Source organism: Nocardia sp. NPDC058666, from assembly GCF_042714895.1.
In the GTDB taxonomy this organism is placed as follows: domain Bacteria; phylum Actinomycetota; class Actinomycetes; order Mycobacteriales; family Mycobacteriaceae; genus Nocardia.
Window position 1 is genome coordinate 80,129 of sequence record NZ_JBHXRY010000006.1, and the last position, 26,340, is coordinate 106,468.

The 26,340-nt window shown below is 67.0% G+C and carries 29 protein-coding genes; 15 read left to right on the forward strand and 14 right to left on the reverse strand.

What is annotated here, in order from left to right:
- Positions 1–156: 156 nt before the first annotated feature.
- Positions 157–1,164: an alpha/beta hydrolase gene (locus ACFWVD_RS16395; RefSeq protein WP_379243468.1), complete on the reverse strand. Its 1,008-nt coding sequence runs from the start codon at positions 1,162–1,164 to the stop codon at positions 157–159.
- A gap of 120 nt (positions 1,165–1,284) precedes the next feature.
- On the reverse strand, positions 1,285–2,103 hold the full coding sequence (locus ACFWVD_RS16400) for an alpha/beta fold hydrolase (RefSeq protein ID WP_379243470.1): 819 nt from the start codon (positions 2,101–2,103) through the stop codon (positions 1,285–1,287).
- Between the two features lie 116 nt (positions 2,104–2,219).
- Between ACFWVD_RS16400 and ACFWVD_RS16405 the strand changes: the two genes are divergently transcribed.
- The 3 genes from ACFWVD_RS16405 to ACFWVD_RS16415 all read left to right on the forward strand — a co-directional run bounded on the left by ACFWVD_RS16405 (position 2,220) and on the right by ACFWVD_RS16415 (position 5,247).
- Positions 2,220–2,951 (forward strand): SDR family NAD(P)-dependent oxidoreductase, encoded by a 732-nt coding sequence (locus ACFWVD_RS16405; protein WP_379243472.1) that lies wholly within the window; start codon positions 2,220–2,222, stop codon positions 2,949–2,951.
- A 292-nt stretch (positions 2,952–3,243) separates the two neighbouring features.
- On the forward strand, positions 3,244–3,660 hold the full coding sequence (locus ACFWVD_RS16410; protein WP_379243474.1) for an MscL family protein: 417 nt from the start codon (positions 3,244–3,246) through the stop codon (positions 3,658–3,660).
- Positions 3,661–3,894: 234 nt separating this feature from the next.
- Positions 3,895–5,247, forward strand: a complete 1,353-nt coding sequence (locus ACFWVD_RS16415; RefSeq protein WP_379243476.1) for an MFS transporter — start codon at positions 3,895–3,897, stop codon at positions 5,245–5,247.
- A 98-nt stretch (positions 5,248–5,345) separates the two neighbouring features.
- On the opposite strand, the gene ACFWVD_RS16420 is transcribed toward ACFWVD_RS16415, so the two are convergent.
- Together ACFWVD_RS16420 and ACFWVD_RS16425 are read right to left on the reverse strand one after the other, a co-directional pair.
- The gene (locus ACFWVD_RS16420) at positions 5,346–6,503 is read right to left on the reverse strand and encodes an Ig-like domain-containing protein (RefSeq protein WP_379243937.1); all 1,158 of its coding nucleotides are present in this window, start codon (positions 6,501–6,503) and stop codon (positions 5,346–5,348) included.
- A 318-nt stretch (positions 6,504–6,821) separates the two neighbouring features.
- On the reverse strand, positions 6,822–7,310 hold the full coding sequence (locus tag ACFWVD_RS16425) for a DUF2505 domain-containing protein (protein ID WP_379243478.1): 489 nt from the start codon (positions 7,308–7,310) through the stop codon (positions 6,822–6,824).
- Positions 7,311–7,353: 43 nt separating this feature from the next.
- Here ACFWVD_RS16425 and ACFWVD_RS16430 point away from each other — a divergent pair, with 43 nt between their 5' ends.
- The 3 genes from ACFWVD_RS16430 (at position 7,354) to ACFWVD_RS16440 (ending at position 9,849) form a co-directional block, all read left to right on the forward strand.
- Entirely contained in the window at positions 7,354–8,445 is a 1,092-nt protein-coding gene (locus ACFWVD_RS16430) for a UDP-N-acetylmuramate dehydrogenase (RefSeq protein ID WP_379243939.1), read from the forward strand.
- Positions 8,446–8,530: 85 nt separating this feature from the next.
- Positions 8,531–9,052, forward strand: a complete 522-nt coding sequence (locus ACFWVD_RS16435) for a DUF2505 domain-containing protein (protein WP_379243480.1) — start codon at positions 8,531–8,533, stop codon at positions 9,050–9,052.
- Positions 9,052–9,849, forward strand: a complete 798-nt coding sequence (locus tag ACFWVD_RS16440; protein ID WP_379243482.1) for a class I SAM-dependent methyltransferase — start codon at positions 9,052–9,054, stop codon at positions 9,847–9,849. The genes ACFWVD_RS16435 and ACFWVD_RS16440 overlap by 1 nt, the downstream gene beginning before the upstream one ends.
- Here the strand turns inward: ACFWVD_RS16440 and ACFWVD_RS16445 are convergent.
- Complete coding sequence (locus ACFWVD_RS16445; RefSeq protein WP_379243484.1) at positions 9,835–10,443, reverse strand: hypothetical protein; 609 nt, start codon at positions 10,441–10,443, stop codon at positions 9,835–9,837. The two genes, ACFWVD_RS16440 and ACFWVD_RS16445, sit on opposite strands and share 15 nt — an antisense overlap.
- A gap of 105 nt (positions 10,444–10,548) precedes the next feature.
- Here ACFWVD_RS16445 and ACFWVD_RS16450 point away from each other — a divergent pair, with 105 nt between their 5' ends.
- Positions 10,549–11,283 (forward strand): DUF2993 domain-containing protein, encoded by a 735-nt coding sequence (locus tag ACFWVD_RS16450; protein ID WP_379243486.1) that lies wholly within the window; start codon positions 10,549–10,551, stop codon positions 11,281–11,283.
- Here the strand turns inward: ACFWVD_RS16450 and deoC are convergent, their stop codons facing one another.
- A complete protein-coding gene (gene deoC / locus ACFWVD_RS16455; RefSeq protein WP_379243488.1) occupies positions 11,284–11,949 on the reverse strand; it encodes a deoxyribose-phosphate aldolase in 666 nt (221 codons plus the stop codon).
- Between the two features lie 105 nt (positions 11,950–12,054).
- Here deoC and ACFWVD_RS16460 point away from each other — a divergent pair, with 105 nt between their 5' ends.
- Positions 12,055–12,573 (forward strand): GNAT family N-acetyltransferase, encoded by a 519-nt coding sequence (locus ACFWVD_RS16460; protein WP_379243490.1) that lies wholly within the window; start codon positions 12,055–12,057, stop codon positions 12,571–12,573.
- Between the two features lie 5 nt (positions 12,574–12,578).
- Here the strand turns inward: ACFWVD_RS16460 and purU are convergent, their stop codons facing one another.
- The 6 genes from purU to ACFWVD_RS16490 form a co-directional block, all read right to left on the reverse strand.
- The gene (purU, locus tag ACFWVD_RS16465; protein WP_379243492.1) at positions 12,579–13,469 is read right to left on the reverse strand and encodes a formyltetrahydrofolate deformylase; all 891 of its coding nucleotides are present in this window, start codon (positions 13,467–13,469) and stop codon (positions 12,579–12,581) included.
- 21 nt (positions 13,470–13,490) lie between these two features.
- Positions 13,491–14,543 (reverse strand): alpha/beta fold hydrolase, encoded by a 1,053-nt coding sequence (locus ACFWVD_RS16470; RefSeq protein ID WP_379243494.1) that lies wholly within the window; start codon positions 14,541–14,543, stop codon positions 13,491–13,493.
- A 70-nt stretch (positions 14,544–14,613) separates the two neighbouring features.
- Positions 14,614–14,904 (reverse strand): DUF2516 family protein, encoded by a 291-nt coding sequence (locus ACFWVD_RS16475; protein ID WP_379243941.1) that lies wholly within the window; start codon positions 14,902–14,904, stop codon positions 14,614–14,616.
- Between the two features lie 74 nt (positions 14,905–14,978).
- On the reverse strand, positions 14,979–15,632 hold the full coding sequence (locus tag ACFWVD_RS16480) for a heparin-binding hemagglutinin (protein WP_379243496.1): 654 nt from the start codon (positions 15,630–15,632) through the stop codon (positions 14,979–14,981).
- Positions 15,632–16,078, reverse strand: coding sequence for a helix-turn-helix domain-containing protein (locus ACFWVD_RS16485; RefSeq protein WP_379243498.1), 447 nt, complete (start codon positions 16,076–16,078; stop codon positions 15,632–15,634). The genes ACFWVD_RS16480 and ACFWVD_RS16485 overlap by 1 nt, the downstream gene beginning before the upstream one ends.
- Positions 16,079–16,191: 113 nt before the next feature.
- Positions 16,192–17,523 (reverse strand): DUF445 domain-containing protein, encoded by a 1,332-nt coding sequence (locus tag ACFWVD_RS16490; RefSeq protein ID WP_379243500.1) that lies wholly within the window; start codon positions 17,521–17,523, stop codon positions 16,192–16,194.
- Positions 17,524–17,786: 263 nt separating this feature from the next.
- Between ACFWVD_RS16490 and ACFWVD_RS16495 the strand changes: the two genes are divergently transcribed.
- From ACFWVD_RS16495 to ACFWVD_RS16525, 7 genes are all read left to right on the forward strand, one after another.
- Positions 17,787–18,467, forward strand: a complete 681-nt coding sequence (locus tag ACFWVD_RS16495; protein ID WP_379243943.1) for a TetR/AcrR family transcriptional regulator — start codon at positions 17,787–17,789, stop codon at positions 18,465–18,467.
- 142 nt (positions 18,468–18,609) lie between these two features.
- Positions 18,610–20,034, forward strand: a complete 1,425-nt coding sequence (locus tag ACFWVD_RS16500) for an ABC1 kinase family protein (protein WP_379243502.1) — start codon at positions 18,610–18,612, stop codon at positions 20,032–20,034.
- 25 nt (positions 20,035–20,059) lie between these two features.
- Positions 20,060–21,304, forward strand: a complete 1,245-nt coding sequence (locus ACFWVD_RS16505) for a saccharopine dehydrogenase family protein (RefSeq protein WP_379243504.1) — start codon at positions 20,060–20,062, stop codon at positions 21,302–21,304.
- Positions 21,301–21,933 carry a class I SAM-dependent methyltransferase gene (locus ACFWVD_RS16510; RefSeq protein WP_379243506.1) on the forward strand — a complete coding sequence of 211 codons (633 nt, stop codon included), beginning with the start codon at positions 21,301–21,303 and terminating at the stop codon, positions 21,931–21,933. The genes ACFWVD_RS16505 and ACFWVD_RS16510 overlap by 4 nt, the downstream gene beginning before the upstream one ends.
- 64 nt (positions 21,934–21,997) lie before the next feature.
- On the forward strand, positions 21,998–22,843 hold the full coding sequence (locus tag ACFWVD_RS16515; RefSeq protein ID WP_379243508.1) for a polyphosphate kinase 2 family protein: 846 nt from the start codon (positions 21,998–22,000) through the stop codon (positions 22,841–22,843).
- 84 nt (positions 22,844–22,927) lie between these two features.
- Positions 22,928–23,674: a DsbA family protein gene (locus ACFWVD_RS16520; RefSeq protein ID WP_379243510.1), complete on the forward strand. Its 747-nt coding sequence runs from the start codon at positions 22,928–22,930 to the stop codon at positions 23,672–23,674.
- On the forward strand, positions 23,671–24,237 hold the full coding sequence (locus ACFWVD_RS16525) for a vitamin K epoxide reductase family protein (protein WP_379243512.1): 567 nt from the start codon (positions 23,671–23,673) through the stop codon (positions 24,235–24,237). The genes ACFWVD_RS16520 and ACFWVD_RS16525 overlap by 4 nt, the downstream gene beginning before the upstream one ends.
- Here the strand turns inward: ACFWVD_RS16525 and ACFWVD_RS16530 are convergent.
- Together ACFWVD_RS16530 and ACFWVD_RS16535 are read right to left on the reverse strand one after the other, a co-directional pair.
- On the reverse strand, positions 24,216–25,664 hold the full coding sequence (locus ACFWVD_RS16530; protein WP_379243514.1) for an alanine/glycine:cation symporter family protein: 1,449 nt from the start codon (positions 25,662–25,664) through the stop codon (positions 24,216–24,218). The two genes, ACFWVD_RS16525 and ACFWVD_RS16530, sit on opposite strands and share 22 nt — an antisense overlap.
- Before the next feature lie 98 nt (positions 25,665–25,762).
- Positions 25,763–26,299 carry a TetR/AcrR family transcriptional regulator gene (locus ACFWVD_RS16535; RefSeq protein WP_379243516.1) on the reverse strand — a complete coding sequence of 179 codons (537 nt, stop codon included), beginning with the start codon at positions 26,297–26,299 and terminating at the stop codon, positions 25,763–25,765.
- Positions 26,300–26,340: the final 41 nt, after the last annotated feature.

The following is a 26,340-nucleotide window of genomic DNA, read 5'->3' on the forward strand; positions in this document are numbered from 1 at the left end:
TCTACCTGCGTGTATACCCAATCTATAGGCATCGACGCAGGGTTCCGCGGACCGCATTCCAGCAGGCGAAAAGGACCAATCAGACCCGCCGAGCCACCATTACCTCTTGCGAAAACATTCACACCGACTCTGCGAACTTGTTCGCACAGCGGAAATTCAGCCGACGCGCAACGCCTGCGCGAACACCGGCCACGACTTGCGCAGATCCTCGCGCCAGTAACCCCACGAGTGCGTGCCATCGGGTCGAAGATCAACGGTGGCGGGAATCTTCAACTCGCCGAACCGGGTAGCCAACTGCTGCGTACACAGCGCGGTCACCGCGTCGAGCGCACCGCCGATCACCAACTGATCCACCAGCTTCATCGAATCACCGTGCACCCCAGGACCATTCACGGTGTCGAGCCCGCCGGGCAGACCGTTCCCGGACGACACATAGATGGCCAGTCCGCGCAGCCGCTCGGCGTGCAGAAACGGGTCGTTGGCCGCCCAGAGCGGGTCGCCGGGTTGTCCCCACATGTTCACAGGGTCACCGTTCTGACCGGAGACAACGGTATTGACGATGGCATGCCCCTGCGGACCGCTGGTGGAAACGCAACCACTGTACGAGCCGACGGCCCGGTACAACTGCGGCGCGGCCAACGCCAACTGAAACGCCGCGGTGCCCGCCATCGACACGCCCGCAACAGCATTGGCGCCACTGCCATGAAACTCGGCATCGATCAGACGCGGCAGTTCGCGAGTGAGAAAAGTGGTCCAGCGTTGCCGACCGAGCACGGGATCGTCGGCCCGCCAGTCGGCGTAGTAACTGCCCGCGCCACCGATCGGCATCACGACGGTGACCTGCTTGTCGGCGAAGAACGGGTCGGCGTCGGTGCGGGTGAGCCAGTTGCCGCCGTCGCGCCAGTCCCCGCTGCGCGCCCCGCCCCCGTCGACACCGTTGAGCAGGTACAGCACCGGCGCTTTCGCCGCGCGGTCGGCGGCGGGCAGCACCGCCACGGTCACCGCTTTCCCCATGGCGGCCGAGTGCACGACCAGTTCCACCGCACGTCCGGGACCGGGCGCGGCGGAAATCACCCGCGCGACATCAGGACTCGCGTTCGCGACCGGCGCGACACACGCCAACCCGGCGGCCAGGACCAGCACACATCGCGTCAAGACGCCCATGCGCCACCTCCATGCCCGGCCGCAGGACATGGCCGTCGAGCTCAGAGTAGGTCGCCCTCACACGTCCCGGACGTGTTTCTGAAACATTGCCCATTCACAGTCGAAACGGGCAGATCGGACTCACTCCAGACCGTCGATGAACGCGCTGACCTCGGCAACGAACCGCGCACGATCCTCGATGAACAACCCGTGCTGCGCACCCTCCCAGAAGGAAGCGGACACATTCGGTGCAGTGTCGACGATGTACTGACCGTTGGCCGCCGGCACCACCGGATCCTCGGTACCGTGCATGACCAACACCGGAACATCAAGGGCGCGAAGAGTTTCGGTGTTGTCGATCGTGCGATAGAACAGCGCCTTACGCACCGAAGGCGTGGTCGCCAGACTGCCACCGAACAACCGCTGCGCGTCGACCCCCTTATCCGCGCCGGGCCCGGTATTGGCATTGCCGAACACCGAGAACGCGCGCACCGCCCGCCCCGCCGCCTCGTCGAACACCCCGGGAATCGCCTTCTCCATCGCGGGCCCCGGCGCCGCACCGGGCACATCGCGACCGATATGGGCGGGCGCCCCGCAATAGATCACCCCCGCGACAGCCGAGGTCCCAAAGGTAGCCAGGTAATCGGTAGCCACGATCCCGCCATACGACCACCCCAACAGCACCGCCCCCGAGTCGATCCCCTCCGCGGCCAACACCGCCGCCACATCCCCCGCCCACGCCTTCGGATCGTCATACCCCGCACCCGGATCATCGGAATACCCGTGCCCCCGCAGATCCACCGCGATCACCCGATACCGCTGCGCCAACTCGTCGGCGGCCGCACCCCAACACCGCAGATTCCCGGCCCACCCGTGCAACAACACCAGCGGCCGACCAGCACCACCGACCCGGTAGACGATCGTCGTTCCATCGGCACTGACAGCATCACGAATAGCCATGCCGACAGGGTAACGGCGCACCCCCTCGGCCACGCACGGCCGCGAACCCACGCCTAATCGTCACCGTGATCCCAGCCGTGGTGACGCCATCTCCGGGGCGAATAGGATCGACCACCATGAGCATTCGCACCGCCGTCGTCACCGGAGCCAGCTCGGGCATCGGCGAAGCCACCGCCCGGGAACTGGCCAAGCAGGGCTATCACGTCTATGTGGGCGCCCGCCGGTTCGACCGGGTGCAGGCCCTGGCGTCGGAGATCGGCGGCACCGCCCTGGAACTCGACGTCACCTCCGACGAATCGGTGCGCGCCTTCACCGATGCGATCGAACACGTCGACGTGCTGGTCAACAACGCGGGCGGCGCGAAAGGCCTGGCCTCGGTCGCCGACGCCGACCTCGACGACTGGCGCTGGATGTGGGAAACCAATGTCCTTGGCACCCTGCGCGTGACCAAGGCCCTGCTGCCGAAACTGATCGCGTCGGGCGACGGCCTGATCGTCACCGTCACCTCCATCGCCGCCATGCTCACCTACGACAACGGGTCCGGCTACACCTCCGCCAAGCACGCCCAAGCCGTGGTCCACCGCACCCTGCGCGGCGAACTGCTCGGCCAACCGGTGCGCCTGACCGAGATCGCCCCCGGCGCGGTGGAGACCGAGTTCTCCCTGGTCCGTTTCGACGGCGACGCCGACCGCGCCGCCAAGGTCTACGAGGGCATCGACCCGCTCTACGCCCAGGACATCGCCGAAATCGTCGGCTTCGTGGCGTCGCGCCCGTCGCACGTCAACCTCGACACAATCGTGGTGAAGCCGCGAGATCAGGCAGGTCCGGGTTCCTTCGCGCGGCGGTAAACGTGAGGCTCCACACTGCCAGGGTGAAGGGCCTGACCAGCTTGTTCACCGAACTTCCTGATCGCGAACGCTGAATTCGGCGACGCCACAGGCGAACCCGGACCGACTGCTGTTCGAGTGGCGAGCCGGGCGGCTGGACTCGATACTGAGGACGGGCCGTTCAGGCGTTGCCCAAAGTTTGCCGCGATCGGCTAATGGCCGTTAACATAGACGTTTGCTATTAGCCATCCTAAGGAGTCGTTCAGCGATGCTCGGTCTGAAGTCCGTTTTCAGTGGTTTCAAAGATTTTCTGATGCGCGGCAACGTCATCGACCTCGCGGTCGCTGTCGTCATGGGCACCGCCTTCACCGCGGTGGTCACCTCGGTGACCAAGGGCATCGTCAGCCCGCTGCTGGCGGTCTTCGGTTCCACCAACGAACTGGGCCTCGGCTTCCAGCTGGTGGCGAACAAGCCGGCCACCTTCATCGCCGTCGGCCCGATCATCACCGGCCTCATCGACTTCGCCATGGTCGCCGCGGTCCTGTACTTCGTGCTGATGCTGCCCATGAAGACCCTGAAGAACAAGTTCGGCACCACCAAGGACGCCGAGCCCACCGAAACCGAACTGCTCATCGAGATCCGCGACCTGCTCGCCAAGCAGCAGGGCCTGACCACCGACCAGGCCGTCGAGCTGAGCAAGGAACGCGCGAACGAGTCCGTCGAAGCCTGATCCACCCTCCGGCCGGTGGCACCGAGTCACCGGCCGGGCTGACTGCATAACGTCCACCGCCCGGCCGGGCTGCGGCCTGGGCCCCCCGGTCGAGCCGGGCCGGGACCGCCAACCACTGGCCGGGCTTTCACTACGTACGTCCTCCTGCCCCGCGATCCGTTCCGGGAATACTTCGAGCCATATCCTGCTTATTGCATTCATACGCAGATAAGCAGCCTCGAAGGAGCAGGCACCATGACCACCTCACTGTTCGCCCACCGCGACTACCGCCTGCTGTTCACCGCCCAGCTCGCGGCCCTGTTCGGCACCGGACTCACCACCGTGGCCCTGGGCCTGCTCGCCTACGACCTGGCAGGCGCCAACGCCGCCCTCGTCCTCAGCACCGCGCTGACACTGAAAATGGTCGCCTACGTGACCATCGCCCCGATCGCGGGCGCCTACGCGGGCAAACTCCCCCGCCGACAATTCCTGATGGCGCTCAACGGCATTCGCGGCGCGATCGTGCTCGCCCTGCCCTTCGTGGACCAGATCTGGCAGATCTACGTGCTCATCACGCTGCTACAGATCGCCTCCGCCGCCTACACCCCCACCTACCAGGCGATCCTGCCCGACCTCCTCCCCGACGAGCGCGACTACACCAAGGCCCTGTCCGCCGCCCAACTCGCCGCGACCATGGAAACCCTGCTCAGCCCGATGCTGGCAGCCCTGGCCCTGAGCCTGATCAGTTTCCACTGGCTGTTCGTGGGCACCGGCCTCGGTTTCGCGGTCTCGGTCGCCCTGGTGATGTCCGCCCGCATCCCGAACGCGGTGGTCGGCGACGGCGCGATCAAGGAACGACTGGTCGCCGGCGTGCGCCTTTTCGCGGCGACTCCCCGCCTGCGCGGCCTGCTCGGCCTGAACCTGGTGGTCGCCGCCGCGGGTTCGGTGGTCATGGTCAACACCGTGAACTACGCCCGAGATGTGCTGGGCGGCAACCAGTCCGGCGTCGCCCTGCTCCTGGCCGCCCACGGCCTCGGCACCATGCTCATGGCCCTGACCCTGCCCGCCGTCCTGGACCGCCGCAGCGAACGCACCGTCATGCTCACCGGCGCAACAGTTCTCATCACCGGCCTGACCGCCGCACTGACTCTGTCCACCCTGCCGACCGGCACCTGGCACTGGCCCGCGGCCCTGACCACCTGGGCCACCATCGGCGCGGGCACCGCCCTGATCCTCACCCCCACCGGCCGCGTCCTACGCCGCTCCGCCCGCCCCCAAGACCGCCCGGCCCTGTTCGCCGCCCAGTTCTCCCTGTCCCACGTGGCCTGGCTGATCACCTACCCGATCACCGGCTGGCTGGCCACCACCGCGGGCTTCACCACCACCTGGGCAGCCCTGGCCGTCATCGCCGCCCTGGGCACCGCCGCCGCAATCCGCTTCTGGCCCCGACACGACCCGGCCGAAATCACCCACGTCCACGAACTGGGCTCAGTCGACCCCGCGATCCTGGCCGACGCAATCAAAGTCGGCCCCCGCCACTACCAACACACCCACGCCTACGTCATCGATCCCAACCACCCCCGCTGGCCGACCCCCGCCTACGCCTGACCCACCACAAGCCCGGCGTAATCGACCACTTCGCCTTCGAAAAGTCGGAAATCCGACCGGAACGCGGCGAAGTGGTCGATTACGCCGGTGTCGTCGGATTAGCGCGGCTGCGCGACGCCCGATCCATCCGCCAACGCGGACATCGACTGCCACGTGGACCAATCGATGGCCCAGTCGTAGATATCCCCATCAGCCTGGGACAACTCGATGGACGTCCCGGTCACCTCGACCGGATCGCCGTACCGCGCGGTCGGGAAGTAGGCCTGCGCATCACTGGGCGAAAGATTGATGCACCCGTTGGTGACATTCGACGACCCCTGCGCAGACAGGGATTCGGGATTGGCGTGGATGAACTCGCCGTTGTTGGAGATCCGCACGGCCCAGCGTTCGCGCACGTTGGTGTAGTACGGCGGGTTCGACATCATGAAGTCTTCGTACTTCTCGGTGACCACGTGCACGCCCGACCGAGTGACATTGCGCGGCTCATTGCCCTCACCATAGGAGACCGCGAAGTCGAAGATCGTGGCCCCGTCGCGCACCACCTGCATCCGATGGCTCGGCGCGTTCGCGATGACGATCTGACTGCGGCCGATGGTGAAATCGGAGGTCACATCGGAGTCGCCGTACGCGCCCCCACCCAGGTCGACGCCGTACAACTTCGCCGCGACGTGCACGGTGGTGCCGGGCGTCCAGTAGTTCTTCGGACGCCAGTGCACCCGCGAGCCTCCGTCGTCGGGCAGCCACGCCCACGAGCCTTCGGTTTCCCGGTCGGTGGTGACGGTGAGCGCCTTCTCCACGGCAGCTTTGTTGGTGACGGGCCCCGCGAACTTCAGAATGATCGGCGCCGCGATGCCGACCTCCTGGCCGTCACCGATATTGATCGTGGCCGGAATCGTCGACTGCGGACTGATCGTGGTGAACGTGCCGTCGATCGGAATCGGTTTCGCATCGGCGCCGATGGCCGTGCCTGCCCAGGTGTACGACGCGCCGTAGCCCAGCGGTTCGGAAACCTCATAGGTCGTGCGATCGGCACTGAGCTCGCCGGTGATCTGCTTGCCCGCGGCATTGGTGAGCGCGATCTGATCGATGGTGCCGTGCGCGACCCTCACCGAAACGGGCGCGACCGGGTCGACATCGGTAGCTCCCGGCGTGGGCGCGATGGTCACCTGCGCGACCGGCCCAGCAGGCTCGGCATCCCCGCCGAGCCCGCCGGATGAACACCCGGTCAGCACAACGAGCACCGCCAGCAAGATCACCGCAACCGCGGACCGCCCACCCCGAAGGCCCTTCTCAGGCCCCGGAACGGCCGAAACCCGCCGTCTACCGCGTACCGCCGTATTACGCGCACGCAACAGCCCGGTTACCGAATGTTTGCTCACGCATCGAATGTACGCCGAGCTACCGACCCGCACCCCGTGAGCGTGCTCACGGCGCAGCCGACCCATGTGTACGTCCGCCGCCGCGTGAGCGCACCCAGCCGACTCGAGTCCGGCGAAATCACACAATCGGCCTCGCTCGAATCAGAATTCTGACTGAAACGAGCCGTTGTGCGTGATTACGCCGGTGCCACCGACCTACTGGCGGTTGAGCCACTCTTCGGTGAAGGTCGCCTCGTTGCCCAGCAGTTCGATCAGCCGCTCGGAGATGGCCGCTTCGATCTTGCCGCCGAACAGCGGGATCTTCACCTCGATGGTGCCGTTGATGGCGGTGGTGGAGCCGGTGCCGCCGTCGGGCGCCATGGTCACCGTGCCGCGGACCACCGCGGGGGCGCCGTCGACGTGGGCTTCGAAGATGCCGCCGGTGCCGGTGTAGGTCTCGGTGCGCGGGATGACCAGGTCGCCGGGGCGCACCGCGGTGATGGCGGGGGGCAGCTGGTCGGCGGGGATGGACTGCACCATCTGGACGCGGACCTGGTCACCGTCGACGGCGAAGGAGTCCAGTCGTGCGCCGGGGCCGCCGACCTCGGCGATCCGGGCCTTCCAGTACTGCTCGTCGGAGTACGCGGCGCGCACCGCATCGACGGAATGCGTGTAGCCGGCAGTGAACGCCAGAGGTGTAGCCATGCCCGACACGGTACCGTCTGCGAACGTGCGTACAACACGGGTGGTGTCCTCCGATCAGCTGCGTGAACTGCTTGCCGAGACCGGCGCGACGGTTCGAGATTCGGTGCGTTTGTCCGAATTGACGACGTTGCGGGTCGGCGGGCCCGCCCTGGTCGCCGACTGCGCGACCACCGACGCCCTGGTGGCCACGGTGCGAACCCTCGACGCGGCCGGGATCGACATCCTGCTGATCGCGGGCGGGTCGAACCTGCTCATCGACGACGCGGGCTTCGACGGGGTGGTCGTCGCGGTGAACACGACCGGTGTCGAACTGCGTGCCGACGGCGTGGTGGCCGAAGCGGGCGCCAACTGGGATTCCGTCGTCGCGGCGACCGTGGCGGCAGGCCTGGGCGGGCTCGAGTGCCTGTCCGGCATTCCCGGTTCCGCCGGTGCGACCCCGGTGCAGAACGTCGGCGCGTACGGCGTCGAGGTGGCGTCGCTGTTGCGCCGGGTGCGTCTGCTCGACCGCAAGACCGGCGAGGTGCGCTGGGCCGAGCCCGCCGAATTGGGTTTCGGCTACCGCACCAGCGTTCTCAAGCACAGCAACGACGGCGTGATCCTGGCGGTGGATTTCGCGCTGGACCCGAGCGGAATGAGCGCGCCGCTGCGCTACGGCGAACTGGCCAAAGTCCTCGACGCAAAAGACGGCGAAACCCGCCCGGTCGACCAGGTCCGCACCGAAGTACTGCGCCTGCGCGCGGGCAAGGGCATGGTCCTGAACCCCACCGATCACGACACCTGGAGTGCCGGTTCGTTTTTCACCAACCCGGTGGTCACCGACGCACAACTCCCCCAGGTCCTGGCCGCGATCGCCGCCCACGTCGGCGACGACGTCAAGGTCCCCACCTACCCCGCCCCCGACGGCACCAAGCTCTCCGCGGGCTGGCTCATCGAACGCGCCGGTTTCGCCAAAGGCTTCCCCGACGAAGCAGCCCCCGCCCGCCTGTCCACCAAACACACCCTCGCCCTGACCAACCGAGGCACCGCCACCGCCGCCGACATCGTCGCCCTGGCCCGCACCGTCCGAGCAGGCGTCCACGAACGCTTCGGCGTAACCCTGGAACCAGAGCCGGTCACCGTCGGCCTCACCCTCTAGAACACGGTCCCACCCCATTGGGACCCCCAACAACATCCCCACCTCTTCCGTGCGCCCCCACCTCAACCCCGTAACGTGTCCTGCCATGGCACGCAGACTCGACTACTCCGCCCGCTACCCCCTGCACACCACCGAAGAGCTGTACGCGGCGATGCAGCGCAGGGACTACTGGGAAGCCCGTGTCGCGGAGATGCGCAAGTACGCGCCCAACAACGAAGTCGTGTCGCTGGACGTCTCCGATGACGGCATCGACGTGGTCCTGCACCACACGCTCCCGCGCGAGATGCTGCCCGAGATCGCCCAGACGGTCATGCGCAAGGACATGGTGATCACCCGCAAGGAGAGCTGGGGTCCGTCCGACCACGAAGAGACCGAGGGCAAGTTCTCCGCCTCGATCCCGGCGGGCCCTGGCAGCCTCAACGGCACCATCCGCCTTTTCCCCACCGAAACCGGCGCCACCATGCGTTTCTCCCCTACCGCCAAGGTCTTCATCCCCATGGTCGGCCCGCGCCTGGAGCAGTTGATGCTGGTGAACCTGGTCGACCTGTTCCGCGCCGAGCAGGAGGAGACCCTGCGCTACCTGGACCGCCAGTCCGCCGAGAAGTAGTGGCCCCCAGCCGCAAAGCCATCCCCCCGGTCGGCACGATCACCCGCGGCACCACGGGCGTGAACCGGCTGCGCCGCAGCGACCGCTGGCTGGTCAACGACGACCTGGTCAGTACCACGTTGCGCGAGGCCACCCACCCGTTGGCCGTGGATCTGGGCTACGGCGCGGCCCCGTGGACCACGTTCGAGCTGGCCGCGCGCCTGCGCACCGTGCGCCCCGATCTCGAGGTGGTCGGCCTCGAGATCGACCCCGCGCGCGTGGTCGAACCCCGCGACGGCGTCCGCTTCGCCCGCGGCGGTTTCGAACTGGCGGGCCTGCGCCCCACCCTGGTCCGAGCCTTCAACGTCCTGCGCCAATACCCCGAAGAAGCCGTCCCCGAAGCCTGGTCCCGCATCCAGGAGAACCTGGCCCCCGACGGCCTACTCGTCGACGGCACCTGCGACGAACTCGGCCGCCGCTGCGCCTGGGTACTCCTCGACCGCCACCACCCCCTTTCCCTGACCCTGGCCTGGGATCCCTTCACCGTAGACCGACCCTCCGACATCGCCGAGCGCCTGCCGAAAGCGTTGATCCACCGCAACATTCCCGGCGAACGCATCCACACCCTGCTCAAAGAGGCAGACCAAGCCTGGGAACGATCGGCGGCGATGGCACCCTACGGCCCGCGAACCCGCTGGCGGGAAGCCGCGAACATGTTGCGCGCCAACGGTTTCCCCGTCCGCACCTACAACCGACGAATGCGCGACTGCGTCCTGTCGGTCCCCTGGGACGTAGTAGCCCCGTCACACCCGACTTAACGCCCGCCGCACCCGAGTAACCGCCCGCGGCCCCAATTGCTGCCCACCCCACCAGATCTCGTCGATATCGCACCGGTGGATGGCCACCGCGTCGGCCACCACCTCGTCCAACGCCGACTGCGAGATCTCGGTCTCGGCCAGATCCAACACCGTGCGCACCGGCGTGGTCACCAGAAACGGCCCCGCCGACTCCACGTCCCCGTCGCCGAGCTTGCGCCGCGTCAACACCAACCGCGGCGTGACCGGTGGCCGCCCCGCCGACACCGACAGGTGCAGGAACCGCGGCGCCAACCGTCCGATCCCGTGCAGTTCCGCCGCGCTCTGATACGACACCGCCGCCGCCCCGTCGAACCAGGCCGCCCACATCGCGTATTCGTCCAGCGGCCCCGCCCGCCATTGCCCCAGCCGCATCATCCCGACCCCGGCCCTGGTCACCGACCCGTCCCCCAGTGCGGCCCTGACCTGCAGCTCGCACCCGGTCCGCAATACCTGCCGGGTCGTGAAGTATCCCGCGTGCCGCCCGGCCAGGCGCCGCAGCACCCGCCATCGGTGGTCCGCTGTCCCCGCCACCCGGCGCGCAACCTCGCCAGTCATGGATCCCAGGTTACGCCGCGTACGTGTTCCAGGTCACAGATCGATGGGAAGGCTTTCACTACGTCCTCAGAGCGAACACAGAAACGTGCGGAAGAATCCGATGCCATGACCACGAACATGCCCCCCAGGATCGGTGCGCGCCCGCTGGTGATCGCGTTGGCCGTGGTCGCCGTGTTGCTCGTGGCGGCCATCGGCGGCACCGAGGCCTATGCCCGGCACAAGATCTCCCGCTGTATCAGCGGCGCGTTCGAGCAGCAGATGGGCTCGAATATCGATGTGGGCTTCGGTCTCAGACCCATCCTGCTGTCGTATGTCGACGGCAAGGTCGGTTCACTGACGGTCGACAGCGAGGACAACAAGTTCGGTCCCGCGATCGGCATGGTCGTGCACGCGAAATTCAACGACATCGAACTGGTCGACCGTGGTCGCGGCGGCGGCACCGTCGGCAGCTCGTCCGCCGACGTGACCTGGAACAACGCCGGCATCCAGGAAACGCTGGGCACCATGGTCAGCGGCGTGCGTTCCTCGGCGAGCACCGGCGTGCTGACCCTGGACGTGCTGGGCGGCCTGGCCCAGTTGGAGGTCCAGCCACTGGTCCGCGACGGCAACATCACCGTCGAAACCAAGTCGGCCCAGCTGCTGGGCATCGGCCTGCCCACCGACCTGGTGCAGGGCATCGTCGAAACCTTCACCCAGAGCCTGCAGAGCTACCCGCTCGGCCTGCGCGCCCAAGAGGTGAAGGTCACCGATGACGGTGTGGCCGTGCACCTTTCCGGCGGCAAGACCTCCCTGGACACCACCGACACCCGAACCGGTCAGCAGGTCGAATACACCTGCTGATCAGTCGGGAAACCCGTCCAACACCACCGCGGACTTCGACAATCCCAGCCGCGTAGCCCCCGCGGCGATCATCGCGGCGGCGTCCTCAGCGGTACGAATCCCACCGCTGGCCTTCACCCCCAGCCGCCCACCGACGGTCTGAGCCATCAGAGAAACCGCGTGCACACTCGCCCCACCGGCCGGATGGAACCCGGTCGAGGTCTTCACGAAATCCGCACCGGCCTGCTCAGCCGCCCGGCACGCCCCGACGATCGCCTCATCGGTCAACGCCGCCGACTCGATGATCACCTTGAGCACAGCCCGATCAGCAGTCGCCTCACGCACGGTGATGATGTCGGCGAGCACCGCATTGAAATCCCCGGCCAAAGCCGCACCGACGTCGATCACCATGTCGACCTCGGCAGCCCCCTGATCCACGGCCAAGCGCGCCTCTGCACCCTTCACCAGCGAATGATGCTTACCCGACGGGAACCCCGCCACGGTCGCGACCACCAGCCCCGGCGCCCGAACGGGCAGCATCGAGGGCGAAATGCAGATCGCGTACACCCCCAGCTTCCGCGCGTCGGCGATCAGCGCGTCGACCTCGGCCGCGGTGGCCTCCGGTGCGAGCAGGGTGTGGTCGATCATGTCGGCCACGGCGGCCCGAGTCAGCGCAGCGGAAGTCATTTTCCGAGCATGTCACATTCACGGCGAAGTCCGACAAGGTAGTCCGGCAAAGAGGACGTCGCACATCATTGCGCTGCGCTACCCAAATCCTGGACACTTAACCCTGTGCTGATTCGTCGCGAGACCCCAGCGGACGCCCCGGCGATCGCCGCGATCCACCAGGCCGCCTTCGCCCCCCACTACGCCGACGATGCCCTTCCACCCGAGCCCGCGCTCGTCGAAAAGCTACGCACCGACGAGTCGTGGATGCCGACCCTGTCACTGGTAGCGCTGGAATACGACACGGTCGTGGGCCACATCTGCCTCACCAGAGCCGGCATCGGCCCGTTCCCCGTACTCGCACTCGGCCCCCTGGGCGTAGACCCGGAAAACCAGAAATCCGGCATCGGCTCGGCCCTGGTCCACGCCGCCCTCGGCGCCGCCGACGCCCTCGACGAATCGGTGGTCGGCCTGGTCGGCGACCCCGACTACTACGCCCGCTTCGGTTTCGTCCCGGGCCCGCGCCTGGGCATCGTCCCCGACGAGCCGGACTGGGCGTCCCATTTCCAGGTCCGCCCACTCACCGCCTACGACCCCGCGGTCACCGGCGAATTCCGTTATCCCGCACCGTTTTACGACCTGTAACCTGCTCACTCGAAGACCACCGTGCGCCGCCCGTGCACCAGCACCCGACCTTCCAGGTGCCAGCGCAGTCCGCGCGCGAGCACCACCCGTTCGATGTCACGCCCCTGCCGCACCATGTCGCGCACGTCGTCGGCGTGATCGACCCGGATCACGTCCTGTTCGATGATCGGCCCCGCGTCCAACTCCGCGGTGACGTAATGGCAGGTCGCCCCGATCAGCTTCACCCCGCGCGCATACGCCTGGTGATAGGGCCGCGCGCCCACGAACGAGGGCAGGAAGCTGTGGTGGATATTGATCGCGCGCCCCGCCCAGTGCTCGCACAGTGACGCGGGCAGCACCTGCATGAACCGGGCGAGCACCACCGCCTGCGGATCGTAGGAGTCCACCAGCTCCCGCACCTGCTCGAAAGCCGGTCCGCGCTCGGCCGGGTCCTTCGGGAACGGCACGTAGTGGAACTTCACCCCGTGCGCCTCGGTCATCCCGGCCAGATCGGGATGATTACCGATCACCGCCTCGATATTGGCCGGCAATTCCCCGGCCTGCGCGCGCCCGAGCAGGTCGTGCAGGCAGTGCCCGTCCTTGCTGACCAGCAACACCACCCGACTCGGCGCCCCGGAATCGTGCAACTGCCAGTCGGTCTCGGGCCCGAACTCCGCGGCCACCTGGGCGAAGCGCTGCCGCAGCTCGTCGATCGAGAACGGCACCGTCGACGCTTTCACGGCCTGCCGGGTGAAGAACCAGCCGATGTCACCGTCGGAGTGGTACCCGGCCTCCACGATCGACCCGCCGAAATCGGCGATGAACGAGGAGATCGCAGCGATGATGCCCGGTCGGTCAGGGCAGCCCAGCGTCAGTACGAAGCGACGGTCGTCCGAGGTCACAGCGGTAGAACTCATCCGGCCATCTTCGCACCGAGGTCAGGCCGAAGCGCGCACGGGCTCGCGCACGGCGGCGAGTACTTCGGCCAGTTCGGCATTGAACAGGTCGTAGCGCTCGACATTGCCCAGATGCCCGGTCGGCAGCACCTTGAACCCGGCCAGCGTGCCCGCGTCGGCCAGCAGCGCGGCCAATCGCTGCGCGTGCAGCACCGGCGTCATGTCGTCGCGATCGCCGGCCAGCACTGTAGTCGGCACCGAGAAGTTCTTCGCGTCATCGCCCAGATGCAGTGCGGTGAGCAGGAATCCGTACCGCGAACGCGTCATCATCGGGCAACCACGCACCACCGACAGCGCGTAGTCCAGCTTTTCGCGCGAGGTGTCGAGGGTCATCACCTGACGCGCGAAGATCCAGCGCACCGGCTTGATCGGCGGCATCACCACCGGGGTACCGAGGATGAGCTTGCCGACCCAGTCCGGCGAGGGCAGCGTGCGCCCACCCAGCAGTCGCAGCGGCTTGTTCAAACCGGGCACCATGGTCGACACCGAGACCAGCGAGTGCGCGCCGGTGTTGGTGAGCAGCACCGCGGCGGCCTGTTCGGCGACCCGCTCGGGGTAGCGACCGGCCCACGCGATCAGCGTCATCCCGCCCATGCTGTGCCCCGCGAGCACCGCGCGCTGACCCGGCAGCAGTACCGCGTCGAGCACATCGCACAGGTCGTCGGCGAGCAGGTTGGTGCTGGGCCGCGCGTATCCGTTGGTGCTCTCGCCGTGGCCGCGCTGGTCGTAGGCGACCACGCGGTACTCACCGGCGAAGGCGTTGATCTGGGCGTTCCAGTATTCGAGCGAACAGGTCCAGCCGTGCGCGAACACGATCACCGGCGCATCGACGGGGCCGTAGGCGTGCACCCGCAGCCGGGCGCCGTCGGCGGTGACCACCGGGATCACGTCGTATGGCATCCGCGGCGGATCCAACGCCGCGATCCCGTGCGACCTGGTCCGCAGGTCGGCACGGTGGGCCGCCAGGGTGGTCTTGACCACGGTGGACGCCTGATCGATCAGGTTCCCCAGGGCCGTGGGCAGCATTGCACGCATCGGCACACTCCTTTGTGTTACTGCTCGATACAGTAACACCGAGTATCACACAACGCGAGGGCCCAACGAACTACCAGCGCGGACCGCGCTGCACCTCGTCCACCTTCGGCCGCACATCAGCCAGATACACCCCGGTGGCGATGATCGCGATGAACGACAGCAACCCCAGCCCACCCGCGGCGATCAACAGGAACACCAGCGCCCCGCCCAGAATCGCCAACCAGATCGGCTTGGTCATCTTGTCCACCGCGGTGAACGCGTCCGACCGTTGGCGCACCGCGTGGATCAAGGCGAACACCGTCGCGCCGAAGGCGGCCACCCAGATGACCAGCATGATCAGCATCGTCAGGTTATTCACCATATTCACACCCCCATCATACGAACAGCGACCCCGCACACGTGGTGTACGGGGTCGCTGTCAGTAGCAGATGCTGATTACACCTTCTTGGGCGCAGCAGCTTTCTTGGCAGCCGGAGCAGCCTTCTTGGCCGGAGCGGCCTTCTTGGCGGCGGGAGCCTTGGCCGGAGCCGGCTCGGTGGTCACGGCCACAACCTCGGCCTCGACCACGGCGGCGACCTCGTCGGCCACAGCCTCGGCCTCGACCTTGCCACGGCCCAGCAGGTCGTTGACCTTGGTCAGGGCATCCTCGGCGCGAGCCGAAGCATCCTTGTAGAGGGTCTCCACGCGACCGATCTGCTCGTCGACGGCCTCGTTGGCACGCAGCCGGTCGACGGTCTCCTCGCCGCGCACGGCGAGGTCGGCGTAGATGTCCAGCGCCTGGCGGTAGTACTGCTCGGCCAGCTTGCGCAGCTCTTCGGTGGTGAACTTCTCGCGCAGCTCGGCGAGGTCCTCCGGCAGCTCGGACGGCAGGCCGGAGATGCGCTCACGCAGGGTGTCGAACTGGGCCTGCACGTCGGCGGGCACGTTCGCGATGCGCTCACGGGCCTCTTCGACGCGGGCCTTGGGGTCGGCGGTGGCAACGCGGTCACGCACGTCGGCGACAACGTCGTTCACGGCGGCGTAGATGGCGTCACCGGCGCCGACGGTGGCGAACAGCGGCTTGGTCACAGTGGCGGTCTTCTCGGTCATCAGTCTTCATTCTCCTGGTGTGGCGGAGTGTCAGTTGTCGTGAACGAAACGTCGCTGTTCCGTTCGGTCCCCCCTGAGCCGGTGTCTTCCCCGTTTTCCCGGCGAAACGACTCATAGATTTCCAACAACACCTGTTTCTGCCGCTCCGACACCGAAGTGTCGGCGAGCAGGGCATCGCGGACCGGGCTGTGCGGACGCTGTTCCAGAAATCCGGCCCGCACATACAACACCTCCGAGGAAACACGCAGTGCCTTGGCGATCTGCGCGAGTACTTCGGCGGAGGGATTACGCAATCCGCGTTCGATTTGGCTCAGGTACGGATTACTCACCCCCGCCAGAGCGGCGAGCTGACGCAGGGACACCTGCGCGCCTTCGCGCTGTGCCCTGATGAAACCTCCGATATCTTGAGCCGCGTGCGCTACACGACTCTCGGGTTGGTCTGTCATCGCTCACCTTCTGGCGTTGTAAGGCCAATACTAGAACAGGGTGCTAGCTATTGCAAGCACTACAGTTAGCACCCGGTCGGCTGACACTCTCGTAGCCCCGGCTACCAGGTCTTTCAGTGGAACAGCAGCTGCGAGATCGCGTAGATCGCCAGGCCCGCGAGCGACCCGACCACCGTGCCGTTGATCCGGATGAATTGCAGATCCCGACCCACCTGCAATTCGATCTTCTTGCTCGCCTCGTCGGCATCCCAGCGTGCGACCGTGTCGGTGACCAAGGTCGAGATCTCGCCGGAGTAGTTACCGACCAGATAGCGCGCGCCGCGATCGATCCACCCGTCCACCTTGCCACGCATCGCCGGATCGTCACGCAGACGCTCGCCCAGCTGTTGCACATTCTCCGCGACCTTGCGACGCAACGTGGAATCGGGATCGTGCGCGGACTCCAAGATCAACCGTTTCGCCGCGCGCCAGGTGGCCTCGGCCATTCCGGTGATCTGTTCGCGGCCCATGATCTCGGCCTTGACCTTTTCCGCCTTGGCGATCATCGCGTCGTCGTGCTGCAGGTCCTCGGCGAAATCCTGCAGAAAGCGATCCGCGGCCCGCCGCAATTCATGATCGGGATCGGAGCGCACCTTCCAGGTGAACTCCACCAATTCCCGATAGATTCGCTCGGAAAGCAACGTATTGACGAATTTCGGCGCCCACTGCGGCGAATCACGCAGCACGATCCGGTCGATGGTGTCCTGCGAACCCAACGCCCACTGATGCGCGCGCTCGGCCAGCAGATCGATCAGCGGCCGCTGCCGATTGTCGGCGATCATCTCCGACAGCACCCGCCCCAGCGGCGGTCCCCACAGCGGTTCGGCGATCCGCTTCACGATGGTGTTGTCGATGATCTGCTCGACGTCCTCGTCGCGCAGCGTGTTCACCACCGCGGTCAGAATCGTGGCGCTCTCCTGCGCCACCCGCGCCGCGTGCCCCGGATCGGCCATCCATCGACCCACCCGCAGCGAGATCTGCGCCGATTCCAGCCGCGCCGACACCACATCGGGCGCGAGGAAGTTGGTGCCGACGAAGGCACCCAGGCTCTCGCCGAGCTGGTCCTTCTTCTTCCGAATGATCGCGGTGTGCGGAATCGGCAGGCCCAGCGGATGCTTGAACAACGCCGTGACCGCGAACCAGTCGGCCAGCGCGCCGACCATGCCGGCCTCCGACGCCGCGCGCACATAGCCCACCCACTCGCCACCCCCGCCGCGCGATTCCAGCCAGCGGCACAGCAGGTAGATCACGCTGGCAACCACCAGGAAGCTGGTCGCCAGCGCCTTCATCTTGAACAGGTCGCGTTTCTTGGCCGCCTCGTCGGTCATCAAGCCGAAACCGCCGGGCGGCGAGGCGGGCTCGGTGCGCGGCGTGAGAACCGCCGTGGTGCCGGGAGCTTTCTCCATAGCCCCCATTCTGCTGTGCGCGCGCCGAGTGCGCCGCCGCCAACCCCGCGTGGCTGCCGTCGGACACGCTGAATCGGCCCTTCGGTCATACGCGCGGGTAAGTACGCGAGTGTGGTAAATGCCGCATCGGCACCCAAACGAGTGCCACCCCACACTCGCCCGCCTAAGCTGTATCGCGAGACACGCCATATCGATCACAAGGGGGCCTGCTGTTGTCCACCGAAGACCTTGTCGAGATCGGCGAGCAGGGCAGCCGAGCCGCGGTGCGCGGCAACGGCCCGGCCGACGGCCGTAAACGGCGGTGGCGCCAGCACAAGATCGACCGCCGCGAAGAGCTCGTCGACGGCACGCTCAACGCCATCCGCACGCGCGGCAGCCAGGCGGGCATGGACGAGATCGCCACCGAGATCGGCGTGTCCAAGACCGTGCTGTACCGCTATTTCGCGGACAAGAACGACCTGGTCCACGCCACCATGCAGCGCTTCATCGAGACCACCCTGCTGCCGCGCGTGTACGGCGCGATCAGCCTCGACGCCGACGAGTACCAGCTCGTGCGCGCCGCGATGACCGAGTACGTGGGCACCGTCGACGACGACCCCGAGGTCTACCGGTTCATCATGAGCAACGCCTCCGGCGACAAGTCCTCGCTGGCGGAGTTCGAGCGGCTGTTCGCCGAGGTGGTCACCACCGTGTTGATCGACCGGGCGGGCGGCAAGGGCATGCGCACCGACGGCGCGATGCTGTGGTCGTATGTGCTGGTCGGCGGCATCCAGCTGGCCACGCACTGGTGGACCACCACCGACAAGGCCATGCCGCGCCAGGACGTGATCGACTACCTCACGATGATGGCCTGGAGCGCGATCGAGGGCATCGCCCGCGCGGGTGGTTCGCCCGAGATCTTCAGCGCCCAGGAACACCCCCTGCCGGAGATGCCGCAGTCCTGACCTGCCCGTTCTCACGATCTGGGGAGCCGGACTCGACAGCGCAACACAGTTGGTTACGCTGAACCGAGCGTGACGCTGTGGCTTGCGTCACCGCTGGCGGCTGGGTGTCGCCGTGCACGTGCGCACCAACGGAGGTACCTCGATGGCGAAGAACGTGCCGACTTCTCGGCTTGCCCGTGGGACGAAGCTCGGGGCGGTCGCGGCGAGTTCGGTCATCCGATCGAAGAAGACCAGGCTGTCGATGCGGGGCCGGTCCGAGGCTGTGCGCGAGCGGATGGCCGAGGAGTCGATGATCCGCACCACCGAGCAGGTGGTCATGGTGCTGGGCACCATGAAGGGCGTGGCCATGAAGCTGGGCCAGATGATGTCGGTGCTGGATCTGGACCTGGTGCCCGAGAATCATCGCGAGCGGTTCCAGCAGCGGCTGGCGGTGTTGCGCAATGCGGCGCCGACGGTGTCGTTCGAGTCCATGCGCGAGGTGATCGAGCAGGATTTCGGCGCACCGCTGCAGGAGGTCTTCGCCGAGTTCGATCCGGAGCCGATCGCCGCCGCCTCGATCGGCCAGGTCTACCGGGCCACCCTGCACGACGGCCGGTCGGTCGCGGTGAAGGTCCAGTACCCCGGTGTCGACGCCGCGGTGCGCGCGGACCTGAAGAACCTCACCATGTTTCGTCGCGTGCTGGCCTCGGCGATGCCGTGGATCACCCCCGCGGTGCTCGACGAGCTGAAACTGAACATGGAAAGCGAGCTGGACTACCGGGCCGAGGCCGCCACCCAGGCCGGGATCGCGCACTTGTACCGCGACCACCCGTTCATCGTGGTGCCGTCCTCGGTGCCGGAGCTGTCGACCACGCGGGTGCTGGTCAGCGAGTTCATCGACGGCGACGGCTTCGAGCAGATGCGGGAAATGCCTGCGGCGCAACGGAATCGCCTCGGCGAGATCATCTACCGGTTCTACGTCGGCTCACTGTTCACCTTCCACGAGTTCTGCGGCGACCCGCATCCGGGCAATGTGTTGCTCGCGCGCGACGGCCGGGTCGCGTTCCTGGATTTCGGCCTGTTCAACCGCATGGACCCCAAGCTGGTCGCTTTCGAGATCCAGTGCCTGCGCGCTGCCGCCGAGGATCGCGCGGAAGACCTGCGGCAGTTGATGATCGAGCGTGGCGTGATCGATTCGCCGGAAGAGATCGGTGCCGAGGAGTGCCTGGAATACGTCCTGGCCGCGTCGGAGTGGTGCCTGGTCGACGAGGAACTCACCATCACCCCCGAGCTGGCCAGCGGCGCGTTCCTGCTCGCGGTCGACCCGCGCGCCAGCGAGTTCACCGGCATGAAGCAGCAGAATCTGCCGCCCGAGCACCTGTTCTCCCGGCGCGCGGACTTCCTCACCTTCGGCATGCTCGGCCAGCTCGACAGCACCAACAACTGGCATTCGATCGCCCGCGAATGGCTCTACGACGAACCGCCGGTCACCGAACTCGGTGTGGCCCATCGCGATTGGCTGGCCACCCATCCACCCAAGCCGGTGAAGAAAACGCGCGCCCGCAAGGCCGCGACCACCAAATCCTGATTTCCCTGTTTTCGAAAGGCCCGCAATGCCGCAGCACCGCGAGTTCGACCTGATCCTGTTCGGCGCAACAGGTTTCGTCGGCAAGCTCACCGCCCAGTACCTGACCACCGCCGTCCCCGCCGACGCCAGGATCGCGCTGGCCGGGCGTTCGGCGGACAAGCTCGCCGCCACCCGCGCCGCACTGGGCCCGGTCGCCGCGAATTGGGAACTGGTAGTGGCGGATTCGAGCGATCCAGCATCGCTTGCGGCTATGGCCGAACGCACCAAGGTCGTGGTCACCACGGTCGGACCGTACCTGCGCTACGGCATGCCGCTGCTGGGCGCCTGCGCCGCGGCGGGCACCCACTACGCCGACCTCACCGGCGAGCCGCTGTTCATCCACGACGCCATCGAGAAGTTCGAGCAGACCGCGGTCGACTCCGGCGCCAAGATCGTGAATTCCTGTGGCTACGACTCGATTCCGTCGGACCTGTCGGTCTACGAGATCTACCGCGCCAGCCTCGCCGACGACACCGGCGAGCTCGAGAGCACCACCCTGGTCGCCTACCTCAAGGGCGGCATGAGCGGCGGCACCATCGATTCCGGGCGCGCGATGATGGAAGACGTCGCCGGTGATTCCGCCCGCGGCAAGATCCTGGCCCACCCGTACTCGCTGAGCCCCGACCGCAGCATGGAACCGAATGTGGGCCGCCAGTCCGACCAGGCGCTGGCCCGCGCGGACAGCATCGACGCCAGCCTGAGCGGCTGGGTCACCACGTTCATCATGGCCTCGCACAACACCAAGGTCGTGCGCCGCACCAACGGCCTGCTGGGCTGGGCGTACGGCAAGCAGTTCCGCTACCGCGAGGTGATGAACGCGGGCACCTCCCCCGCCGCGCCGCTGGTGGCCGCCGGTATCGCGGGCGGCATCGTGGCCGGAATGGCTTCGGGCGCAGTGCTTTCGCGCGTATCGCTGGGCCGCAAACTGCTCGACCGGATCCTGCCCAAGCCCGGCACCGGCCCCAGCGAAGCGGCCCGGCTGGCCGGCTGGTTCGCCATGAAGACCTTCGCCCGCACCAGTTCCGGCGCCAAGTACCAGGCCACTTTCTCCGGCAGCGGCGACCCCGGCTACCAGGCCACCGCCGTGCTGCTGGGCCAGAGCGGCCTGTGCCTGGCCTTCGACACCCTGCCCGACCGTGCGGGCGTGCTCACCCCCGCCTCCGCGATGGGCGAAGCGCTCACGCAGCGGCTGCGCGACGCGGGCATGACCATCGAGGTCACCCGCTCGTGAATCTCGCCCGCAAGACCATGAACGCCCCCGCGCTGGCCGCGGTCTACGAACACGCGTGGCGACCCACGATGTTCTACCTCGCCAGCGGCCGCACCACCGGCACCGACCGCCGCGACGCCGTGGACACCCTGCGACTGCACGGCCCCATGAAGGTCCTCGATATCGCCTGCGGCCCAGGCAATTTCACCAAATATCTCAGCGAGTACCTGACCCGTGGCGGCTTCGTCACCGGCATCGACTACTCCGCGCCGATGCTGGCCAAGGCCGCCACCGACAACGCGAGTCCGCGCGTGGGTTACGTGCGCGGCGACGCCCGCACCCTGCCGTTCGCCGACGGCACCTTCGACGCGGTGTGCTGTTTCGGTGCCCTGTACCTGATCCCCGACCCGCTGATCGCCGCCCGCGAGATGATCCGCGTGCTCGCCCCCGGTGGTCGCATCGCGATCAGCACCAGCTTCCGCGAGGACAACCTGTTCGGCAGCGCCGCCAGCATGGCCGCGAGCCTGAGCGGCCTGCGCGCGTTCGACGGCGATGTCTTCCCGAAGCTGTTCGCCAGGGCGGGCCTGACCGAAATCGACCAGCGGATCCACCGTTTCATGCAGTACGTGGACGCCACCAAGCCCGCCTGACAGGTCCGCAACGATTGCGTCGAGCTTGGGCAGTAAACGGGCGCACAGGTGGTAGGCATGGGAAATGGCGAATCTGTGGACCGAACCGGCCGATGTCGCGCTGCGGGCCGGTGGTGTGCGGGTCGCTGATCTCGACACGTCGAGCACGCCCGGTTTCACCGGCGGCAAGCGTGCGGGCAAGGACTTGCTCGCCGAGCGGGCGACGGTGCTGTCGGTGCTGCAGGAGAAGCTGTTCGCGCACGGGCGCACCGGCGGTCACCGCAATGTGCTGCTGATCCTGCAGGGCATGGACACCGCGGGCAAGGGTGGCATCGTGCGGCACGTGATCGGGTCGGTGGACCCGCAGGGTGTGGATCACGCGTCGTTCGGCGTGCCCACCGAGCTGGAGAAGCAGCACGATTTCCTGTGGCGGATCAGCAAACGCCTGCCCGCGCACGGGCAGATCGGCGTGTTCGACCGCTCCCAGTACGAGGACGTGCTGGTGGTTCGCGTGCACAACCTCGTCCCGCAGGCCGAATGGGAGCAGCGCTACGACCAGATCAACGCCTTCGATAAGGAGCTGGCCGAAACGGGCACCGTCATCGTCAAGGTCGCCATGTTCGTGTCCCTGGAAGAACAGAAAATCCGGCTGCGCGAACGGCTGGAACGCCCGGACAAGTACTGGAAGTTCAACCCCGCCGACATCACCGAACGCGCGTACTGGCCCCAGTACCAGCAGGCCTACCAGGCCGTTCTCGACCGCACGAACACCGATTACGCCCCCTGGTACGTGCTGCCCAGCGACCACAAGTGGTACGCGCGCCTGGCCGTGACCGAGCTGTTGATCGGCGCGTTGGCCGGGCTGAACCTGGACTGGCCGCCCGCCAACTTCGATATCGCCGAGCAGTTGCGGCGACTCGACCAGTCCTGACGTCGCGCTTTGCGCAAACTCTCAGGTTCGGCCCGCATGATGTTCGCAGATGGGGGGCCCTCGAGCGAAAGGCGTGTGACCACGGTGAGCACTGGCAAGAATCCGCTCGCGGCGGCTGAGGCCGCGGACAAGAAGCGCAAGATCGCGATCCAGGTCGCGGTGGCCGCGGTACTGGTCGCCCTGGTCGCCGCCATCGGCATCGGCATCGCGGTGAAGAAGTCAGACTCCGACAACGAGGGGACGGCGAGCTCTGTGGCACAACTTCCCGCGACCGGCGGATCGGTCACCGATTCCGGCACGGTTCTCATCGGCAATCCCGACGCCAAGGTCAAGGTCCGCGTCGTAGCCGACCTGCAGTGCCCCGCCTGCCAGCAGTTCGAGGCCGCCAACGGCGAAGCGCTGGCCAAAGCCGCCGCCGACGGCACCGCCTCGGTCGAGTACCAGATCATCTCGTTCCTCGACAAGGCGTCGAGCACCCAGTACTCCTCGCGCGCGGCCAACGCGTCGTTCTGCGTGGCCAAGGCCGATACGACCAAGTACCAGGGTTGGTTGCAGACCATGTTCGACAAGCAGCCCGCCGAGGGCAGTGCCGGTCTGAGCAACGACGAACTGGTCGCGATCGCCCAGGGTGCCGGTTACACCGACCCGGCCGTGGCCACCTGCATCAAGGACAAGCCGTACAACGACTACATCAAGCAGGTCACCCAGGCCACGCTGAAGAGCGGCGTCGAGTCCACTCCGTCGGTGTACATCAACGGCAAGCTCGAACAGTCCGACGCGATCTTCACCGAGAACGGCCTGACCTCCGTGATCGCTGACGCGGCCAAATGATCACCGCCCCCGCCCGCTCGGCCTGGCTGCTGTTGATCGCCGGGCTGGCGGGCTGGCTGGCGTCGTTCACCCTGACGGTCGAACGGTTCAAGCTGTTCGTAGACCCGGATTACGTCACCTCGTGCAGCATCAACTCGGTGCTGTCGTGCGGGTCGATCATGAAGACCGACCAGGCCGCGGTGTTCGGCTTCCCCAACCCGCTACTCGGCGTGGTCGGGTTCTCCGTCGTGGTGACACTCGGTCTGCTGTCGGTGGTCGGCGTCGGTTTCCCGCGCTGGATCTGGGGCGGGATGTGGATCGGCACCGTGCTCGGCATCGCCGGGTTGTGCTGGTTGATCTTCCAGAGCCTGTACCGGATCAACGCCCTGTGCCCGTACTGCATGGTGGTGTGGGTGTCGGTGCCGGTGCTGTTCGCGGTGACCACGCAGGAACTGTGGGGTCGCTCGCGCGGGCCGCTGGGGATTCTCGCGGAATGGCGTTGGACGCTGGTCGTGGTGTTCTACGCCGTGGTCCTGCTGCTGGTGTTCCTGAAGTTCCAGGACTACTGGCTGAGCCTGGTCTGACGTTCGGACTCCGACCAGCACTGCACGCCCGCCGGGTCCGCGACATCGGCACTGTGCACGTACACCGGATCCTTGCCCGCCCGCTGCTGCGCCCGGTAGTCGGTGAGCAACCGGAACGCGATCACCCCCAGCGGAATGATCGCGGCCATATTGACCAGCGCCATCACGCCCATGAACACGTCGGCCAGATTCCACACCAGCGCCACCGACCCCAGCGCCCCGCCGAACACCGCCAACAGCACCAGCACCCGGAACGCGGTGAGCACCTGGGGACGGGTGGTGATGAATTCGATGTTGGTGCGCCCGTAGTAGAAATTGCCGATCATCGAACTGAACGCCAGCATGAACACCACCGCGGTGAGCACGTGCCCGGCCCAGCCACCGAGGGTGCTGGTCAGCGCGCTCTGCGTGAGGTCGGCGCTGCGCCGCTCCGACAGGTCCGGGTCGCTGGTCAAGATGATGAACGCGGTGATCGAACAGATCAGCAGCGTGTCGAAGTACACGCCCAGCGCCTGCACCAACCCCTGCTTCACCGGATGCGAAACATCCGCCGCCGCAGCGGCATTGGGCGCCGACCCCAACCCGGCCTCGTTCGAGAACATCCCCCGCCGAATCCCCTGCGCGATCGCGACCCCGATCCCGCCACCGACCACTTCGCGCAACCCGAACGCCCCACCGACGATATCGGCCACCACGCGCGGCAGATCACCGATGTTCAACGCCACCACCGCAATTCCCAACAGCAGATACACGAACGCCATCACCGGAACCAACACCTCGGTGATGTGACTGATCCGCCGCACCCCACCGAAGATCACCAACCCCAGCAACACCACCAACCCGAGCCCGACAACCGGCGCGTACCAATCACCGTCCAACGCCGACAGCGACACCCGACTGGTCGCCACGATCGTGTTCGACTGCACCGCGTTGAACACGAACCCGAAGGTCACGGTGATGATCACCGCGAAAAGCAACCCCTGCCACCGCCGCCGCAACCCGTACTCCATGTAGTACGCGGGCCCACCCCGAAACGTCCCCGGCTCACTCTCGCGCCGCTTGTACAGCTGCGCCAACGTCGACTCGACGAACGCCGAAGCCGCCCCCACGGTCGCCATCGTCCACATCCAGAACACCGCCCCCGGCCCCCCGACACTGATCGCGGTGGCCACCCCCGCGATATTGCCCGTCCCGACCCGAGCCGCCGCCGAAATGCTGAACGCCCCGAACGCCGACACCGACTTCTTCCCGTCCGCCGCGACGGGCCCCTTCTCCGCCACCACCCGGAACATCTCCGGCAACATCCGCAACTGCACCACACCACTGCGCGCGGTGAAATACACCCCGGCCACCACGACCAACGGAATCAACAACCAATTCCAGAAGACATCGTTGATATCCACGATCACCGAGTTCAGCGTGTCCATAGCCCGACGCTACCGCCGTCACGCAGCGTGAACGGTCAGGCTGTCCGCCGATGTCGCCAGGTCCGGCCCGGTCGGTGCCATGCGGGCGGTGGCCGACTTCAGGCCAGCAGAGCTCTGGCGCCCGCCGTGAGATCGGTGGGCGTCGGCGTGTTGACGGGGTCGATCAGCCACTGCAGCAGCAGCCCACCGATCATCGTCTGCAGGATCGCCCCGACAGTGTCGTCGCCGTCGCCGAACGAATCGGCCAGTCCGCGACGGGCCTGCTGCTGCGCGGCGGCGAGTTCGGCGCGCAGTTCCGGCGAGTGCAGCGCCTGGGTCAGACACTGCGCGTTGGCGCGCCACAGCGGCGGATTCTGGGCGAACGAGTCGAGCAGATTCCGCCAGAAGGCCTTGAGCCGGGCGGTCGGATCGGCGGGATCTGTGGGCGGCAGTGAGTCCAGGATCTGCGTCACCGCGGCCGCGCTGGCTTCCAACATCGCCTGCTGCAGCAGCTTGTCGCGGGTGCCGAAGTGGTAGTTGATGGCCGCGAGATTGGTGCCCGACGCTGCGACGATGTCGCGCACGGTGGTGCGGGCGTAGCCACGGTCGGCCAGGCACTGCTTGGCGGCTTCGAGGAGATCTTCGCGGGTTCCCACCTGCGCACGATAGCAAACACCCGTTTCTGACAACTGTTTCA